The 17,143-nt window shown below is 67.3% G+C and carries 16 protein-coding genes and 1 pseudogene; 5 read left to right on the top strand and 12 right to left on the bottom strand.

The annotated features are described in order from the left end of the window. Nucleotides 1-7: 7 nt before the first annotated feature. From AB0N05_RS34650 to AB0N05_RS34620, 7 genes are read right to left on the bottom strand one after another with little or no spacing between them, the layout of a single operon-like run. Nucleotides 8-670 carry an FHA domain-containing protein gene (locus AB0N05_RS34650; protein WP_364702022.1) on the bottom strand — a complete coding sequence of 221 codons (663 nt, stop codon included), beginning with the start codon at nucleotides 668-670 and terminating at the stop codon, nucleotides 8-10. Further along, entirely contained in the window at nucleotides 667-1,959 is a 1,293-nt protein-coding gene (locus tag AB0N05_RS34645; protein WP_364702020.1) for a VWA domain-containing protein, read from the bottom strand. Before AB0N05_RS34645 ends, AB0N05_RS34650 begins: the two co-directional genes overlap by 4 nt. Beyond that, on the bottom strand, nucleotides 1,956-3,077 hold the full coding sequence (locus tag AB0N05_RS34640; protein ID WP_364702017.1) for a protein phosphatase 2C domain-containing protein: 1,122 nt from the start codon (nucleotides 3,075-3,077) through the stop codon (nucleotides 1,956-1,958). The genes AB0N05_RS34645 and AB0N05_RS34640 overlap by 4 nt, the downstream gene beginning before the upstream one ends. Next, a complete protein-coding gene (locus AB0N05_RS34635) occupies nucleotides 3,077-5,440 on the bottom strand; it encodes a tetratricopeptide repeat protein (protein ID WP_364702014.1) in 2,364 nt (787 codons plus the stop codon). Before AB0N05_RS34635 ends, AB0N05_RS34640 begins: the two co-directional genes overlap by 1 nt. Beyond that, a complete protein-coding gene (locus tag AB0N05_RS34630; RefSeq protein ID WP_364702011.1) occupies nucleotides 5,437-6,618 on the bottom strand; it encodes a hypothetical protein in 1,182 nt (393 codons plus the stop codon). Before AB0N05_RS34630 ends, AB0N05_RS34635 begins: the two co-directional genes overlap by 4 nt. A 6-nt stretch (nucleotides 6,619-6,624) precedes the next feature. Further along, nucleotides 6,625-7,590 (bottom strand): glutamate ABC transporter substrate-binding protein, encoded by a 966-nt coding sequence (locus AB0N05_RS34625; protein WP_364702008.1) that lies wholly within the window; start codon nucleotides 7,588-7,590, stop codon nucleotides 6,625-6,627. After that, nucleotides 7,587-8,849: a hypothetical protein gene (locus tag AB0N05_RS34620; protein ID WP_364702006.1), complete on the bottom strand. Its 1,263-nt coding sequence runs from the start codon at nucleotides 8,847-8,849 to the stop codon at nucleotides 7,587-7,589. The genes AB0N05_RS34625 and AB0N05_RS34620 overlap by 4 nt, the downstream gene beginning before the upstream one ends. 208 nt (nucleotides 8,850-9,057) lie before the next feature. Between AB0N05_RS34620 and AB0N05_RS34615 the strand changes: the two genes are divergently transcribed. Continuing rightward, nucleotides 9,058-9,207: a hypothetical protein gene (locus tag AB0N05_RS34615; RefSeq protein ID WP_364702003.1), complete on the top strand. Its 150-nt coding sequence runs from the start codon at nucleotides 9,058-9,060 to the stop codon at nucleotides 9,205-9,207. 162 nt (nucleotides 9,208-9,369) lie between these two features. After that, nucleotides 9,370-9,603, top strand: a complete 234-nt coding sequence (locus tag AB0N05_RS34610; protein WP_364702000.1) for a hypothetical protein — start codon at nucleotides 9,370-9,372, stop codon at nucleotides 9,601-9,603. Nucleotides 9,604-9,704: 101 nt separating this feature from the next. Here AB0N05_RS34610 and AB0N05_RS34605 read toward each other — a convergent pair whose 3' ends face one another. The 4 genes from AB0N05_RS34605 to AB0N05_RS34590 all read right to left on the bottom strand — a co-directional run bounded on the left by AB0N05_RS34605 (nucleotide 9,705) and on the right by AB0N05_RS34590 (nucleotide 12,342). Next, nucleotides 9,705-10,289 carry a hydrolase gene (locus AB0N05_RS34605; RefSeq protein WP_364701998.1) on the bottom strand — a complete coding sequence of 195 codons (585 nt, stop codon included), beginning with the start codon at nucleotides 10,287-10,289 and terminating at the stop codon, nucleotides 9,705-9,707. Between the two features lie 80 nt (nucleotides 10,290-10,369). Further along, the gene (locus AB0N05_RS34600; protein WP_364701995.1) at nucleotides 10,370-11,323 is read right to left on the bottom strand and encodes an ATP-dependent DNA ligase; all 954 of its coding nucleotides are present in this window, start codon (nucleotides 11,321-11,323) and stop codon (nucleotides 10,370-10,372) included. A 51-nt stretch (nucleotides 11,324-11,374) separates the two neighbouring features. Beyond that, nucleotides 11,375-11,725 carry a hypothetical protein gene (locus AB0N05_RS34595; protein WP_364701992.1) on the bottom strand — a complete coding sequence of 117 codons (351 nt, stop codon included), beginning with the start codon at nucleotides 11,723-11,725 and terminating at the stop codon, nucleotides 11,375-11,377. Nucleotides 11,726-11,838: 113 nt separating this feature from the next. Next, nucleotides 11,839-12,342, bottom strand: coding sequence for a nitroreductase family deazaflavin-dependent oxidoreductase (locus AB0N05_RS34590; RefSeq protein WP_364701989.1), 504 nt, complete (start codon nucleotides 12,340-12,342; stop codon nucleotides 11,839-11,841). A 220-nt stretch (nucleotides 12,343-12,562) separates the two neighbouring features. On the opposite strand from AB0N05_RS34590, the gene AB0N05_RS34585 reads away from it, so the two are divergent. The 3 genes and pseudogenes from AB0N05_RS34585 to AB0N05_RS34575 form a co-directional block, all read left to right on the top strand. After that, nucleotides 12,563-13,216, top strand: coding sequence for a TetR/AcrR family transcriptional regulator (locus AB0N05_RS34585; protein WP_364701986.1), 654 nt, complete (start codon nucleotides 12,563-12,565; stop codon nucleotides 13,214-13,216). 149 nt (nucleotides 13,217-13,365) lie between these two features. Next, nucleotides 13,366-14,415: an alpha/beta fold hydrolase gene (locus AB0N05_RS34580; protein ID WP_364701984.1), complete on the top strand. Its 1,050-nt coding sequence runs from the start codon at nucleotides 13,366-13,368 to the stop codon at nucleotides 14,413-14,415. A gap of 22 nt (nucleotides 14,416-14,437) precedes the next feature. Continuing rightward, nucleotides 14,438-15,562: pseudogene (locus AB0N05_RS34575) on the top strand (lipase family protein); the annotation flags it as partial. On the opposite strand, the gene AB0N05_RS34570 reads toward AB0N05_RS34575, so the two are convergent. Next, entirely contained in the window at nucleotides 15,547-16,971 is a 1,425-nt protein-coding gene (locus AB0N05_RS34570) for a helix-turn-helix domain-containing protein (RefSeq protein WP_364701981.1), read from the bottom strand. The pseudogene AB0N05_RS34575 and the gene AB0N05_RS34570 sit on opposite strands and share 16 nt — an antisense overlap. Nucleotides 16,972-17,143 lie beyond the last annotated feature (172 nt).

The following is a 17,143-nucleotide window of genomic DNA, read 5'->3' as shown; positions in this document are numbered from 1 at the left end:
CGCATCGTCAGGGTGGGCCTGCGTCAGGCTCGGAAGTCAGGGTGATGGTGGTCCACCCGCCCACGTGAATGCGGTCGCCATTGTGCAGGGGGACTGCGACTTTGGCGCGGATGGGGTCGGGGTTGCCGTTCAGGCAGGTGCCATTGGTGGAGCCGAGATCGGTGACGGTGACTGCGGTGCCGTCGATGTGGATGATGGCGTGGGTGCGGGATACCGCGATATCGACCGGGGCCATGCCCAGGTCGATATCCGGGTGCACGCCTTGGGAGTCGCTGTGCTTGCCGATCAGGATGTCGGTGCCGCGCAGGGTGATTCGGCGGTTGGGGTAGTACTCGGGGAACTCCAGGCGCTGGGCGTCGGGGCCTTTCTGGGCGAGCATGCGGGAGTAGTGGGCGCGATCGGCGGTGATGGTGGCGACCCATACCGCCAGGGCCTCGCCTCCCTCTGTGCCGTGGGGGTCCGGAGGTGGTGGCGGAGGCGGCGGAGGCGCGGGCAGGAGGGTGTCGTGGCCGCAGTCCTCGCAGAAGCGGCCCGCCACCGGCGCGCCACAGGCGGGGCATTGGGTGAAATTGATGGTTGCGGCATGGGATTCGGAGCCCATGGGGGAACCGCAGGTGTCGCAGTAATCCGTGGAGACGGACGGATGGCCTTCGGGGCAGGTGGGCATCATGACCCTTCCTTGCGCACCCGCGCGGTCTTCCTGGATCGCACGTCGAGGGCGAGCGCATCGGTCTTGTCGATCTCGGCGCGCAGGCGGGCGGTGCCGGTGCGCTCATCGACATCGACCACCGCACGCAGGAGTTTGGCGGTGTTGTCATTGCCGGACTCGGCCGCGAGCCGTACCGCGCGTTGCAGTTTGGCGGTGGCCGTCACGAGGTCGCCCGCCTTGCGTGCATCGAGGCCCTGCCGGATGACGTCGGCCAGTTCGGCCTGGCCGGTGTAGTGGGCCACGCGGCGGCTGATTCGCGCGGAGAGTTCGGTGTCGGTGGTCCACACGGCCTTGACCTTGCCCTCGCCGAGCGGCTCGCCATCGGCGACCACCCAGACTCGGGCGGCGAGCTTCTCGCGGCCGGGTGCGGCGGGTTCGATATCGAGGGTGATGTGGTAATCGCGCTCCTCGGTACCCCAAGCGCCGAGCGGGTATTCGCCGATCTGCTCGGAGGCCCCGGTGGTCCGGCGGGACGTGAAATCCTCGATGGAGGGCGCGACCTGCTTGACGAAGACGATCCGCGCGCCGACCGGCGTCCACACCCGCAGTGTCAGCTCCGGAATGGCCTTCTCCATGGCGACTTCCATCATGGAGGCGAAATCCGCGGCGAGTTCGTGCGGCTGCTTCACGATATCGAGGGTGCCGTGCAGTGTGAAGGCGATGGGGTCCAGATCCTCCCGCATCCAGTCGCCGCCGACACCCCGGCAATCGCAGGTGAACACGCCCTCGGATGCCTTGATCTCCGCCTCCAACTCGGCGGTCGTCTCATGCTCGTTGCGGCCGTCGGTGAGCAGGATGGCGTGCACCATGGCGTCCGGATGGTGTTGCGCGACAAGGCGGGCCAGAGCCAGCCAGGTGCCCATGGCGGTGCCGCCGTGCGGACGCAGCTTGTCGAGGGCGTGCCGGGCCGCGCTGCGCGTCTGCTGGCTCGCGACGGCGGACGGGGCGTCCTTCGGATAGACGACTTCGGCCTTGTCGGTGCCTTCGACAACCACGAATCGGGTGCCGTCGGCCACCACATCGAGTGCGGCGAGCGTGGCGCGCCGGGCATTGGCGAATTTGTCGCCCGCGCCCATGGAACCGGAGCAGTCGATAATGATGATCTCGACCCGCTCCTTCGGCGGCTCGGCTATCGCCAGCTGGTCGGTGATTTCGATGGTGATGATCGCTTCGGCGGTGCGTGCGCCCTCGGCCAGATACTCGTTCTGGTCGACGTCGATCGAAATGCGGTTGTCCGCAGCGGAAGTCATAGGGTGTCTCCAGCTTGCTCGGAGGTAGGTTCAGCGAAGGGCACGGGTACGAGGGCGACCGTGATGTTGTCCTTGCCGCCCGCCAACAGCGCCTGATCGACGAGTTTGCGGGCGGCGGGGAAGGGCGGGGCTCCGGTCGCGAAACTGGCCAGGGCCGCGGCTTCGGGGAAGTAGTTCCACATGCCGTCGGTGCAGACCAGCAGGACGCCGGGCTCCTGAATATGCACGGAGCGAACGACATTGGCGGACCACTTGTGCTCGCTGTCCGCGCCGAGCCAGCGGGTCAGCACGTGTGCGTGCGGGGCGTCCATGGCATCGGCCTCGTCCATCAGGCCGGTTTCGACCAGGGCCTGGGCGAGAGAGTCGTCGACGGTGAGGCGTTGGGAGCCTTCGCCGGGTTGCAGCCAATAGGCCCGGCTGTCACCGACATTCGCGACCGTGATCCGGGCGCCGCCGGACTCGTCGAATTGGACGATGGCCGAGACATAGGTGCAGGAGGGGGCGCGGCCTTCCGGGGTGCCTACCGCGCGGACCGCTTCCGCGGCGGCGGTCAGGCCGGACATGACGCAGTCCTCGGCGGGTTTGTCTTCGGCCAGGGCTTCGAGGCAGGCGTCGATTCCGGCGCGGACCGCCGCACCCGAGGCCGCCTGTGGGTCTTCAGAGGTGGATACGCCGTCGCAGACGGCGATCACGACGGTGGCCGGGCTGCCCGTCGGGCCCTCGAGAATGGCGGCCGAGACCGCATCCTCATTGCGCGCGTGCGTGATGCCGCGGTCGGTGATCAGGAAGGTCGCGCCCAGGTCGGCTTCGAAACGGTCGCGCTGCGGTCCCAGCTGACCGCATGCCACGCAGTAGCCGTCGTCGTCGAATTGCGTGCCGCCGCAGTTATCGCAGGCGATCTGGGAATTCGCGTCATAGGACAGCGTGGTGCCGGTGTACGGCGCTACGGTCCGGCTCAGCACGCTCGGCTCGGCCACCGGCATGGTGACGGCATCGCGCGAGGTCGACGGTCCCATGGGCGGCAGCGCGATTCTGCGCACCCCTAATTCCCGTCCGCATTCCTCGCAGAAGCGGTCGGTCGCGGCGGCGAAGGTGCCGCAGCCGGCGCAACGCGGCATCACAGCGTCGTCCTCGGACGTACGGTATTGGCTTGCTCCACGAGTGCTATTCGTTCCCATATGTCCTCGGTTTCGTGGGCGAGGGCTCGATAACAGCGTTCCAAACCGGTTCGCACCCCCTGTTGATCGAGCACCACATCCAGTAGTGGGTCGTGATCGGTGGGTACCCGGCCCAGGCGCAGCCATTGCAGCGCCGCGCCGAGCACCCGCATCTGTGCCTGTGCGGCACGACGTCGGCTGTCGATGGTGAGTCGTTGAATCCGCTGTCCGGCATCGCGAATCAGTGTTTCGGTGAGTTCGCCGGGGCGTTCGACGGCAAGGAGAGTGTCGACCGCCGCGATGGCTGCTTCGGTGTGCACAGCGGACGCGGGGTCGACCTGGTCGAGCACGGCGATCGCGCCCTGGCGATTGCCGGCGTGGCGGTGCAGCCGGGCGAGTCCGAAGGCGGCGCTGGTGAAGGAGCGGTCGGTGCGCCACACCGTCTCGTAGAAGCGCGCGGCGCGATCACGTTCGGCCTCGGATTCATCGGACTGGATTTCAGCGGTGACGGCCAGGGCCAGTTTGGGTGCGAGATCGCCCGGCAGGGCCGAGTACAGGGCGTCGAACTCGGCTGCCGCGGCCGCCCAATCGTGTTGCAGCAGCCGGGCCTGGCCTCGGAACCAGGTGAGACGCCAGTCACCGGCGAGCGTGTCCTCGAGGTCATCGAGGCGGGTGAGCGCGGAGTCGGCATCGCCGTACTCGAGTGCGGCCCGGACCAGACGCAGCGGAATCTCGAGGGATTCCTCCTGTCCGGTCACCACCGAGCGCAGGCCCAAGGTGATCTCGCGCTCCAGATCGTCCGGCTTGGTCGTGCTGATCGAAGCCAGCAGCGCGGCTCCGCTGTCGTTCGGGTCGACCAGCGGAACCGGCAGTCCGGCAATGATCTTGCCGGGATTGTCCGGGCGGGCATCGACGCCGAATACCGCGCGCGGCGGCCCGAAGCGGGAGGACATACCGGGGCGGGCCAAGCCGTCCTCGGCGGCCAGCAGTTCGCGCAGCACGCCGGTGAGCTGATCGCCCATCTCGGTCATGGAGGTGAAGCGGGCATCCGGATCGGGATCCGTTGCGCGCGAGAGGAATCGGTGCAGCGACTCGTGCCGGGCCAGCAGCGGCTCGGTATCGGGGCCGGGGAGCGGGCCCAGGCGGCCGTGCTCGTGCGGGACGCGCATGAGCAGGACGGCCAGGGTGCGGCCGACGGTGTACACCTCGGAGGCGATGGTCGGGCCCGTCTCGCCGACCTCGGGGGCTTGGTAGCCGGGGGTGCCGTAGATGGCGCTGTGCTGGTCCTCCATGGAGATGACCGCGCCCAGATCGATGAGCTTGAGCTGCTCCTCGGTCTGCATGACATTGTCGGGCTTGAAATCGCAGTAGGCCAGGCCGTGGGAGTGCAGATATTCCAGGGCGGGAAGCATTTCCAGGATGTAGGCGATGGCTTGGCCCGGCGGGAGCCACAGGCCCTCGGTCTCGCGGCGTCGGCGCAGCAGCTGCTTGAGCGAGGTGCCGCCGACGTACTCCATGACGATGTAGCCGACCGATTCGCCGTCCGGTCCGAAGCCCTCGGCGAAGTTGTGGATTCGCACGATGTTCGGGTGGTCGACCTGGGACAGGAAGCGGCGTTCGGCCACCGCCGCTCGCATGGCATCGGCATCACCGGTATTCAGCAGGCCTTTGAGCACCATGGGCTTGTTGTCGAGCTTGTGGTCCACGGCGAGGTAGATCCAGCCCAGGCCGCCGTGGGCGAGTGCGCCGAGTACCTCGTATTGCCCGCCGACCAGATCGCCGCGAGAGAGCTTGGGGGTGAACGAGAATCGGGTGCCGCAGTTGCCGCAGAAACCCTCCGTGCGGCCGGGTTTGTTGTCTCGGCTGCGGCCTACGGGCTGATCGCACTTGCCGCAATAGCGTTGATGCTCGGGGACTTTGGGGTCGTCCAGGACCGCGGTCGTGGGGTCGATCGGGGCGACTCGGGGGACATTGACCATGCCCGCGCCCAGTCGGCCGCGAGTCGCGCCGGAGGAGCCGGAACGACCCGAGGGGCCGGTGCGCACCGATCGGCTACCGGTTCTGCCGCTGCCGGTGGAGCGCGCGCCGGTCCCGAGGGAATGGTCGCCCGCTCGCGTTGGCTTGGGTCCGGAGACCTCGGTGGTGGCGAGTGCGGACTGTGGAGCCGGTGCGGCACCACAGGTTTCGCAGTAGCCGTCCTCGGCGATCTTTCCGCCGCAGTCGGCGCACGGTGCGACGGTGCCCACGGCCGCTGGCGCGGCACCGCACACGGTGCAGTAGCCGTCTTCGATGGTCCCGGTACATCCGGCTTCGGTGCAGGTCATGGACGCCTCCCCGTTTTCTGCGCGATGAGTTGGCGGTAGTCGGTGATGGCGCGGGTGACCGCGGCCAGATCGCAGGGCCTGCGGGAGAGCAGGCCCGCGGCTATGCGGCAGGAGGCCAGGACGTCGCGGTCCTCGGCGACGCCGAGGCGGGCGGCCTTGGCGCGGTAGCCGGTGAGGCGGCCGCGGAGTTCGGAGCGGCGATCCAGCAGGCCCTGGGCGAGTTCCTCATTGTGGGTGGCCTCGGCCAGAGCCTCGGTGACTCGGCGGCGGAGGTCCCACAGGGCGGCGGGGTCGGCCGGATGCGCTTGCAGGGTGGTCAGTTCCGCGCCGAAGACGGCCGCGTCGTCGGCGTGATCGGGGAGCGGGGCGGCGAGGATGGTGCGTTCGACCTCTACGCGGGCGCGGCGGGCGCGCTCGTAGGTCTTGGTGAGGGCCTCGATACGGACCCGGACGCGGGTGATGGCTTCGTTCCAATCGGCGGCGATGGCGGCGAGTTCGGTGCGCAGCTCGGCGGCATCGCGCATGCGGGTGGCGAAATCGGCGAGGCTGCGGTCGATCTGGCCGGTGGTCAGGGCCAGCGGGTCCACGGCGGCACGGCGGGACAGTTCGGCGATATCGGCTGCGAGCGTGCGTAATTCGGGCAGGCCGGTGCCGATCTTCTCGAGTTCGATGCGCATGGGCTCGGTTTCGGAGACGATCCGGCTGTTCACGGCGTCGACCGCTTCGAGCACCGCGACAACCATGGGGAAGGCCGAGCGCATGCGCTCGAGCAGGTCGGTGAAGCCCATATGGATCACCTCGTGCCGGGGACCGCCGAGCGCGCGCAGTGCGAGGGGAATCGTGGTGCGGGACAACTCGACCGGCTGTCCGCGCAGCAGGGCGGTGAGCTCCTCGCGGTCCAGCGCGTCCAGCCGTCGCCGGGCGCGGGCGGCACGCGCTTTGTCCAGCAGCGCCCGCACTCGTGCGAAGTCCTCCCACATCAGATCCAGGGCGTCGCGGGCGGGCGTCCAGCGCTGCTCGGTCACCCCCGACGGCGGGAATCGGCGCAACAACACCAGCCCCGGATGCTTATCCAGCTCGACCAGAGTCGAGGCGATGGCGTCGATTTCGCGTTCCCGCTCGGCGATTTCGCGGTCGATTTCGGCGACGGTGAGAATGTGCCCTGAATTCCCCTGCATCACGACTCACTCGATATACCGGGGCGCGGGCGGGGAGGCGGGACCGAGCTTGGTCATGCGGGAGTTGTAGAGCCGCTGCCAGGTACCGTCGCCGCGGACCCGCTCCAGCACGCCATTGACGAAGCGCACCAAATCGGTTTGCGACTTCTGCACGCCGACCGCGTAGTTGTCGTAGGCCAGCGGGTCGCCGACCACTTCCAGGTTCGGATCCTGCTCGGCCAGACCGAAGAGGATGGGCGCGTCGGTGCTGATCACATCGACCTGGCCCTGTTGCATGGCGGTCAGGCAGTCCAGCCAGTTCGTCATACCGATCACCTTGGGGCGGTTCGGAATAGTGAACATCGCCTCCAGTGTCGTCGTCTTGAAGACACCGCACGCCCGTTTTTGCGCGAGATCCGTCGCGGAACGGATACCGGAGCCCTTGGTCACCAGCAGGCGCTGATCGGAAACGAAATAGGTGCTGGAGAACTCGACATCGCGGCGGCGCTCGCAGGTTGCCGAGAAGGTCTGCGCCACAATGTCGACCTCATTGTTCTGCAAGGCTGCCGCCCGGTGCGCGGAGTCGATGGGACGCAGTTCGATCGCTCCCGGATTGCCGAAGAGATCCTTCGCGATCTCCCTGGCGATATCGATGTCGAAGCCCTCGATCTCACCGGTCGCGGGATTGCGGAAGCCGAACAGGTACTGATTCTGATCGACTCCGACGCGGAGTTTGCCGCTGGCGACGATCTTGGCCATGGTGGACCCGGCGGGCATGGCTCCCGGCTGGGGTTGTGCGCCGGGGCGCAGGCTCGCGGTGGCGTTGCAGGAGTCGTCGCCGCGCTCATTGGGGGCGCTGGTGATCTCGGCGGCATTGGGCGGCAGGAGAGATTCGGCGGCGAGTTCCATGGGCGGGGATTGCGGGGTCGCACCGCATGCGGTCGCCACGACGGCGAGGGTGGCCAGCAGCGCCAGCCGGATTCGCTTGTTCACAGGAACTCCTTCAACCGCGGCCACACCCCGAGCCCGATGGCCGTCGCGGCCGCGAGCAGTAGCACCAGGGTGCCGAACGGGGTCAGCGTGAGCGCATCGCCCGCGCCGTCCGCGCCGTCGCGAACCTCGGCGCGAGTGCGTTCGAGTTCGCCTTGCAGTGCGGTGTCCAATGCGCCGAATCGGGTGGCGGAGGTATCGGGACCGGTGCCGATGGACTGCTGGACCGCATCCTTGTAGCTATTGCCCTGGTAGGCGAGGGTCTGCTTCTTGTGACTGTCCTGCCAGCTGGTGAAGGCCTGCGCCGCCGGGGAATTCGAGTCGACGGCGTTGTCCAGCGCGGTGCGCACGCCGTCGATATCGGTGGTGAAGCGTTTCTCGCTCTCGGTCAGATCGCCGCGCGTGATGAGCAGCAGGGTTTCCTCGGTGCGGGCCTGCTGGGCGAGAAGCCGGGCGCGGGAGAGGGTTTCGAAGCGGGTGGTGGCGGCGGTGTCGATGGTGGCGGAGGCGGCCACCTCGGCGGTGACGATCCACAGCAGGGCCAGCAGCACCGCGCCCGCCGCCGCGGCCACGCCCGGATTGATCCAGCGATTGGTGCGGCGCAAGAGCACTCGCGACCCGTAGCCGCAGGCGGCGAGCACCAGCACCAGCGCACTGATGCTCAGCCACGGCAGACCGGAGATGCCGCGCTGGTCCTCGCGCAGCTGGGCGAGGCGGGAGGTCTGGAGGTCCGCGGCGTTCTTCAGGATGGAGGTCTGCATGAGGGCGGAGGCCTGCCGCAGGTAGGCCGAGCCGACCGGGAGGCCTTGACGGTTATTGGCGCGGGCCGCCTCGACCAGGCCGGTGTAGGTGGGCAATTCGGCGGCGATCTTGGCGACGATCCCGCGGGTGTTCGCATCCGACGCGCCGGTGGTGGCCTCGGCCAGGGCGGCGGCCGCATCGGCGAGGGACTGCCGGTACTGCGTGCGCACGTCCGTGGATTCGATGCCGCCGGAGAGGAATGCGGTGGAGGCCGCGGCGTCGGCGGCGGAGAGTGCGACATAGAGCCGCTGGGCCGCATTGGCGAGCGGTTCGGTGTGTTCCAGGACGGTGTCGCGTCGGGTTAGCTTGTCGCCGAGCTGGTTCGCGCATATGAGGCCCGAAATCAAGCACAGGATTATCAGGCCCGCGCTCACCATGCTGATGACGCCCGGCGCGGTGCGCGCGAAACGCCGCGTCCACTCCGCCGCGTTGCGGATGGTCGCCGGTAGCCGACTCCTCACACCGTTCCCCCGTTCGACCGGCCTCTGCGCCCGTAGCCAGATCGTACGGTAGCCGCGCGGGCCGTGTCGATCACATTACGACCAGTCGGAATTGATTGTTGGAAACGATAATTCGAATGTTCTTGCATACCTGGAGCCGACTGTGAAATCCAGATTTAACGGCGTGTAATCGCCGGGAAACGTGCTCGCACAACACTTGGTTCACCCGATGAGCATCCCCGGTATCGCAATCTTGTATGGCGGTATCGTGCAACGCAAATGGGCCGTCAACACCATACTCATGGCCTTCACCGGATTCTCGCTGGTCCTGGTGGTGTGGGTGCTGTGGGTTTCAAGATGGGCTTCGGCGAACCCGTGAAAATGGGGCCAGGAATCCTGCGTGCCGCAATCGGCCATCCGCATACCATCCTGGGTTCGGATAGTCAGGGTCGCGCGTTGATTCCGCTGCTCGACGGACTGATGCCGCCATTACCCCGCTGCTGTTCCTGGGCAGTGTGATCGGCCGCATCAGTTTCAAGGTATGGCTGTGGGTGGCGGCTGGTGGTCGTCGATGGGTGCGCTCGACTATTCCGGCGGATATGTCATCCATCTGGCCGCGGGCACCACCGGATTCGTTGCGGCGGCGGTGATCGGACCGAGACTGGCCCGGGATCGCGAACGCGCGGTGCCGAACAATCTGCCGATGCCAGCTACGGCGGCTGGCTGTACGGGCACCATCCGAAACTCATTCTGTGGCAGGCCGGAGCGGCATTGACGATCATCGTCTGGGATGCCTTCATCACGTTTGCGATCCTGAAGTTCCTGAGCCTGTTCATGAGTTTGCGCATGCCCGACGAAGTGCTGGAGGTCGATCGGCTACGACGGGATGTAGGCGGGCAAGGCCGCCACGATCTCCTTCGCGGTGGCGGTGAGGCCGAGGCGGGGGAAGATTTTGCCTGTCGAGTGCTCGTGTGAGGCGAGGTCGACGTCGGCGACCGCATCGGTGGCCACGACCACGTGGTAGCCGTGTTCGTGGGCCGCGCGGGCCGTTGATTCCACGCCGATGCTGGTGGCGATGCCGCCCAGGACGATGCCGGTGATCTTGCGGCGGCGCAGTTGCAGATCCAGATCCGTGCCGTAGAAAGCGCCCCACTGGCGCTTGGTGATCCGGATATCCGTCGGCTGGATATCGAGCTCGTCGACCAGCTCATCCCAGCTGTCCGGGCGCTGCACCGAGGACGCCGAGTGGGTGGTGCGCCCGGGCGCGACATCCGCTCCATCCGCCGAGAATGACACTCGCACAAGGACAACCGGCAGATCGCGGGCGCGGAACTCGCGAGCCAGGTCCCCGCACGTATGGACGATCTCGGCGCTGGTGTGCGGGACGGTGGGCAGGCCGACCACGCCGTGTTGCAGGTCGATCAGGACCAGGGCGGTGCGCTCATCGAGGGAGAGGCTCACGGGCGTGAATCCTTTTCTGGGAGTGGAGTTGTCAGGACTAGACCAGGCGGGCGAGCGCGGCGGCGAGCCAGTCACTGACCTCAGGGGGTGCGGCGGGCTCGAGCTCGGCGTTTGCCCTCGTGCATGGCCTGGACCCGGGCGACCGGGATGGTGTGGCCCTCGGCAATGAGGTCTTCGGGGAGGGAGTGCGGGGCGGGCATTTCGTCGAGCCAGGGGTCGCGATCGGCCAGGAGCTTGGGAGCCGTGCGAATGGTGAAGTCGCTGGGGTGGATCGCGGGCAGGTCGGCCCAGGGGATGGGGAAGGAGACGGGCGCGCCGGGGCGGATGCGGGGGCTGTAGGCGGCTACCACGGTGGCTCCGCCGGCGCGGGTGGAGTCCAGGAAGACCTTGCCGCCGCGGTCTTCTCGGATGAAGGCGGTGGTGGCCAGGGCCGGGTCCAGGCGTTCGGCGCGGGCGGCGATGGCGCGGGTGGCGGCCGCGGCATCCTCGATGGGGGTGCCGGGGTGGACCGGGATGAAGATGTGAACGCCTTTGGCCCCACTGGTTTTCACGGCACCGCCGAGCCCATCGGCGGCCAGTGCTTCGCGGACCAATTGGGCGGCGCGTACGGCCAAGCCGAAGTCCTGGCCTTCCGGCGGGTCGATATCGAGGACGAGATGGGTTGGGCCCGCGCTGAAGTCTGCCAGCAGCAGGGTCGGGTGGTATTCCACCGCGCGTTGATTACCGAACCACAGCAGCGTGGGGACATCGTCGCCGAGGGCGTAGGTCACCTCGCGGCGGGAGGTTTCGGCCCAGAGGGTGACTCGCGGGACCCACTCGGGCGTGTATTTGGGGAGGTTCTTCTGCATGAACGGTTCTTGTCCGGGACGGACCCGGACCACGGACAGCGGGCGACCGTGGATCGCCCGCACCATCCGTTCTCCGACGACCTCGAGATAGTCGATCAGGTCCCGCTTATCGCCGCCTGCGCCATCGAATAGTTCGACGTCCAGATTGGTCAGTCGAACACCCGCGCGAACCTCTTCGCTGCCCATCGCCCCACCATGCGCCTCCGGGCGTTTCGGGTCAACCGGGCGCGCGGCCGATCAGGCCGCCGCGAGGTGTGAAAGCTGCTGCCGCACGGCTTCCGGGTCGTCGACATCGATGACGAGCCGGGTGAAGTCCCCGCCGGATAGCTCGATGCGCACGCCGTGCCCATCGAAGCCGGTGTCCCAGAACTCTTTACGGCCCTTGCCCCGGAAGGTTCCGGCCGCGATGACGCCCGGGAAGAAGGTGCCCGGCGCACGCAGCCACGGTGGTCGGCGATCGACCTCGGCCGCGGCCACCTCGACGACATTCGACAGATCGAAACTGACGTGCTCCCGCAGCGACAGGATGCGATGCGCCCCGAGCACGTTCACCGTCACCGTTGTTCCAACGACCTCGAGCTCGACCATCGTGCGCACCTCGCCATCACCGGGAATCATCTGCTGCCCCCAGCCTCCCCCGCGCACCTGGCGGGAGCCTGAGGCAATCCCAAGAGTTCTCTCAGATTTGGCACACGATCGTTTCAACTCGTCTGGCGGTAGCGGTCCAGACCCACTCGGCGCAGCTCGAAAATACGGAATTCGCGGTGGTCGGAGCGGCGGTGTTCCATTTCGTAGCCGGGCCAGAAATCGAGGGCGTAGTCCCAGGCCTGCTTGCGGTCGACGCCATGCAGCTCGGTGACGGTGACCGTGAATCTCTGGCCCTGATAGACCACCGACGCGGTCTCGGCGGCACGCAGATTCGCGGTCCAGGCGGGGTGTTTGGTGCTGCCCCAACCGGAGCCGAGGACCAGGAACACGTCACCGCTCGGGACGGTGAGTAGCGAGGTCGTGCGAGGGAGTCCGGTCTTACGGCCGGGAACCGTGATCTCCAGCGAGGGCAGTCCCGCGACATCCAGAATGCCGCGGCGGCCACGCGTCAATCGCCGGATGAGGCTCTCGAGCCACATGACCAGCGGCGCGGCGCGCATCATCCACGGTTGCCTGGCCAGCAACCGGGCAACGGGAGGCAAGGGATTGTGCAGCATGGCGGATCCTCAACGAAGTGTGGTTTTCCGGGCGCGGCACCGAGCCTCGGTGAGAACGAGTTCCACTTTTTCACAACTCGGAGCTGAACGCTCGATGAATAATCTCACCGGGACAAGGGCTGAGATAGACAGTCCGCTGTGTGGGATTCGGGTCCGGTTGCCAGGATATTGCGTGTCGACCCACCCCACCGCCGACGCGCCGGAGTCATAAGGTGAGCGGGTGAGTGTCGAAGTTGAGGGGGCGGGCGGTCCCTTGCCGCGCGGGCGGCATGGGCTGAGCCGGGAAGAGGTGGTGACGTCGCAGTACCGGCGGTTGTGTACCGCGGTGCTGGAGGCGGTGGGAGAGCTGGGGTATGCCGCCACCACCGTCGCCGATATCGTGACGCGGGCCAAGGTGGCGCGGCGCACGTTTTATTCGGTGTTCGGCGGCAAGGATGAATGTTTTGCCGCTGCTTACGATCTCGCGGTGGGGACGGCGCTGGATCAGTTGCAGGAGACCGTGACCGGGATGGTCGGGGTGAGCTTCGCGGATCGGGCGCGGTTCTCGTTCGAGATCTATCTGCGGGTGCTCGCCTCACAGCCGACGGCGGCACGGGCGCTGTATATCGAAACCCTTGCGGCGGGACCGGGATTGGTGGCGCACCGGGCTCGCGTGCACGAGCGATTCGCGGACTACATCATGGCCGTGGTCCGGGTCGGCGTGCGGGAAGGGGATCTGCCGGGGGAGCCGGATCGGCAGCTGATCGACATGCTGCTCGGGGGGATCGATGATCGGGTGCGAGCCTGTCTGCATACGCGCGGCGCGGAGGCGCTGCCGGAATTGGCCCCGCTTTTCACCCGCACCGCCATCGCCATAGCCCGCACCGGCGAGTAATGGTGTCGATCACCACAACCGATGATCCGGTGACGCCGGGGATGGTTGTCTCCTGACACAGGAGTAGTGACACAGCGCACATCAAGAACCTACGGTCGCAATCGAATTCGACGTAATCGGTCGATTCGCTCGAAGGCAGTAGGAGAGTCATGAAGCCGATCATGCGGGCGCTCGGCAGCGCCGTGTTCGCGAGTGCGACCGCCGTGGCGGTGGTCTGTGCGAGCGGAGCGGCGAATTCCGATATCGACACCGGCAGCACGTCCGGATCGGGAATGGTCAGCGCCGCCAGCGATGCGATCGGCGAGGGCCCGGAGATGACGTCGTATTTGGCGGCCTTCGGGTATGGGCTCAGCCATCCCGATGCCGCGCCCGCGGGTTCGAACAATTGGAACTGCAAGCCCAGCGCCGAACATTCGCGTCCGGTGGTGCTCGTGCACGGCACCTGGCTCAATGTCTATGACAGCTACGCCTACCTCTCGCCCCGCATTGCCCGGGCCGGATTCTGTGTCTTCGCCTTCAATTTCGGCCGCGAGACGGTGCTGAACGGAGGTGGTTTCGGGACCATCCTGCCCGGCCGGTACGGCGTCGGGCCCATGGAGGATTCCGCACGTCAGCTCGCGCAATTCGTGGACCGGGTGCGGGAGGCGACCGGTGCGCCGGAGGTCGATATCGTCGCCCATTCCCAGGGCGGTCCGGTCGCCAGCCAATACCTGAAATTCGAAGGCGGCCAAGGGAAGGTGCGCAAGGTCATCACCTTCGGCGCGACCAATCACGGCACCACGCTGCTGGGCATCGCCGCGCTGGGACGGGCGATCAATAATGTCGGGCTGGATATTCTCGGCCTCTACCAACCGCTGATCGGGCAGTCCAATACCCAGCAGGTGGTCGGGTCGCCGTTCTACGCCCGCCTGAACGCGGACGGCGACACCGTGCCCGGCGTCGAATACACCGTTGTCGGAACCACTCACGACGAGATCTCCAATCCGTACGACTGGACCTTCCTGCGTCCCGGACCCGATGCCACGGTCGACAACATCACCTTGCAGCAGGACTGCGAGCAGGATCTCTCCGATCACCTGACCATGATGTACTCGCCGCGAGCGGCCTCAATTATGTTGCGCGCCTTGGATCCTGCCGCGTATCCGAACTTGGAATGCACCATGAACCCCTGGATCATCGGCGGCGGCGGACATTTCTAGCCGCCGCCCGGAAAGGATCACGATGACGATCGGCCATGCGGTCGAAACCACCGGTCTACCGGAGGAATTCGAACCCACGCGCCCGCGGCTGCCCTCGCAGGACCCGTTCTACCGCACGTCGATCGGCCTCGGACAGCTCGCGCCCGGGACGATTCTGCGCTCGCGGCCGGTGCGGCTGGGGCTGTTCGGGGTGATTCCGCAGCAGGTGCAGGCCTGGCAGTTGCTGTATCGCACCGTCGATCTGCACGGTACCCCGGAGGTCGCGGTCACCACGGTTCTGCTGCCCTGGGGAGCCGATCCGGCCGAGCCGCGCCCGCTGCTGTCATTCCAGTGCGCGATCGACGCGGTGACGCCGATGTGCTTCCCGTCCTACGCATTACAGCATCGGGCGCGGGCGGCCGGTGCCATTCCGCAGATCGAACTACCGCTGATTCTCAGCGCCCTGTCTCGCGGTTGGGCGGTGTCGGTGCCCGACCATGAGGGCCTCGACGGACGGTTCGGCGTGGCCCGCGAACCTGGCTACCGGGCGCTGGACGCGGTGCGCGCGGCGCTGCGTTTCGAACCCCTGAATCTGCACCCGCACACCAGGATCGGGCTGTGGGGCTACTCCGGTGGCGGGCTCGCCACCGCCTGGGCCGCCGAGGTGGCCGCCGACTACGCGCCGGAGCTCGATATCGTCGGCGCGGTCGCGGGCTCGCCGGTGGGTGATCCGGCCGCGGCGCTGGTGCGCATGAACGGTTCGCCCTTCGCGGGTTTCGCGCTGGTCTTCACCACGGGCCTGCGCCGCGCGTATCCGGCGCTGGATCACAGCATGCGCACCATGCTGTCGGCGGAATTCCAACAGCTGCTCGGCAAGACCGAGCACACCGCGACCTTCCCGCTGCTGGCCAAGTTCGCCGGGCGAAATGTCAACCGGCACATCAAGGGTGGGCTCGGCGCGCTGCTGACCCGTCCCGAGATCCGCGCCGTGCTCGACGATATCCGGCCCGGCGTGCAGGCTCCCGCCATGCCCTTGTTCGTCCTACAAGGCGTCAATGACGAGGTGATCGCGGTGGGCGATGTCGACGCGCACGTGCACCGCTATCTGAGCCTCGGCGCGCACGTGCACTACGTGCGCAACCGGCTCAGCACTCATCTCCCGCTACAGTTCACCGGCGCGCCGGTCATGGTCGACTGGCTGGCCGACCGGTTCGCCGATCGCCCCCTCGCCCCGCCGGGCATCGAGACGGTGTGGACCGTGGCGCTGTCCAGGAAGGCGCTGTCCGAACATTGGTCGTTCGCCGTGCTGTTCGCGAAGATGTTGTCCGGCCGCCCGATTCGGGTGCGCTCGGAATTGCGGTAGCTGCGCGCCACCAGTGCCGAGCGCAGGTACCACACCCCGGAGGACTGGGACGGATCGAATCCGGTGAGCTGCCCGATGCGTTTGAGTCGATTGTCGACGGTATTGATGTGCACGCCGAGCACGCGCGCGGTGCGCTGGCGGTTCATGTCATTGCCGATGTGGCGGACCAGCGTATCGAGCAGCTCAGGGTATTCATCGAGCGGATCCAGTAGCGCGCCGAGGAATTCGCGGCCCGGTCCGGGACGGGTGAGCTGGTACTCCATGACGAGGTCGTCGAAACGGTAGAGCCCGGCAGCGCAGTGCAGACGGTGCACCATGTCCAGCAGTTCGTGGGCGCGGTCGGCGGCCTCCGGGATGTCCGCGGTATCGGCCTTGATGAGAGTGGCGGTAATGGATACCTGTGCGGCCGTGGACAATCGGGAGACCAGGCCTCCCAGTGTGTCCTCTTCGACCACGCTCGCGGGCAGCAGCACGGTGCCGCCGTCCGCGCCGAGTAGTGATAGCGCGTGTCCCGCAGCGGAATCGGCCAGCTGGGATTGAATGCGCCGCAGCTTGCGCCGCGCCACCACCTCGCTGTCGACGGTGGGGTCGAACTCACCCGCGTGCGGTGGAATGCTCACCGCCAGTATGTAATACGACTCGTCGATCTGTACGCCGCCCGCGCGGGCCATGGTCGAGGTGGGATGCCCGGCCAGTAGCGCCGAGGTGACGGTGTGCACGGCCGTGTGATGTTCGGCGACCACCGCCCGATGCTCGCGGACATAGGCGACGGCGAAGGCCGAGTCGACCATCGCCACAACCTCCAGCAATCGCCGTGCGGTGACGGCCAATCGGTCGTAGTCCGCGGCGGTGGTGGTTTCCACGATGAGATCGAAGCCGAGCGTGAAGCCGTCGTGGACCGCCCGGTGAATGGTGCCGATCGGAATGCCCTCGCGCGCCCAATCCGCGCCCGCGCGTTGCAGCCGTTCGATTTTGGTCGTCACATCGCGGCCCTCGAGGACTCCGGCGGCGAGTTCGAGGCAGGTGCGGGTGACCGAGGTGATGTCACCGCGCAGAGCGTCACCGGGGAGCGTGCCGCACGGGGCGACATTGTCGGCGAAATGCGTGACCAGGCGGTGCGAGAGGGCTCGCACATCGCGCAGCGGGGAGGTGATCGCGGGTACCGGGGGTGCGGCGGCGTGCCGTGTCGGAACGGATGAACCTCGACCTGTCATGCGCCACTCCCACATTCGGTTTCAGGGAACTCTAGAGTTCCTACTGGAGCGTAACCATAGTGGCGGTCGGGTTGGGCGGCAATGACGGAATCGAGTTGTTTGTGCAGTTTGCCCATCGGTCACCACAGTACGTGCCGATGCCGAAGGGCCCGGCGCTCGCAAGCGCCGGGCC

It is taken from the genome of Nocardia sp. NPDC051030, from assembly GCF_040683015.1.
In the GTDB taxonomy this organism is placed as follows: Bacteria; Actinomycetota; Actinomycetes; order Mycobacteriales; family Mycobacteriaceae; genus Nocardia.
The sequence above is the reverse complement of the archived record's forward strand: the minus strand, read 5'-3'. Positions and strand labels throughout refer to the sequence as shown.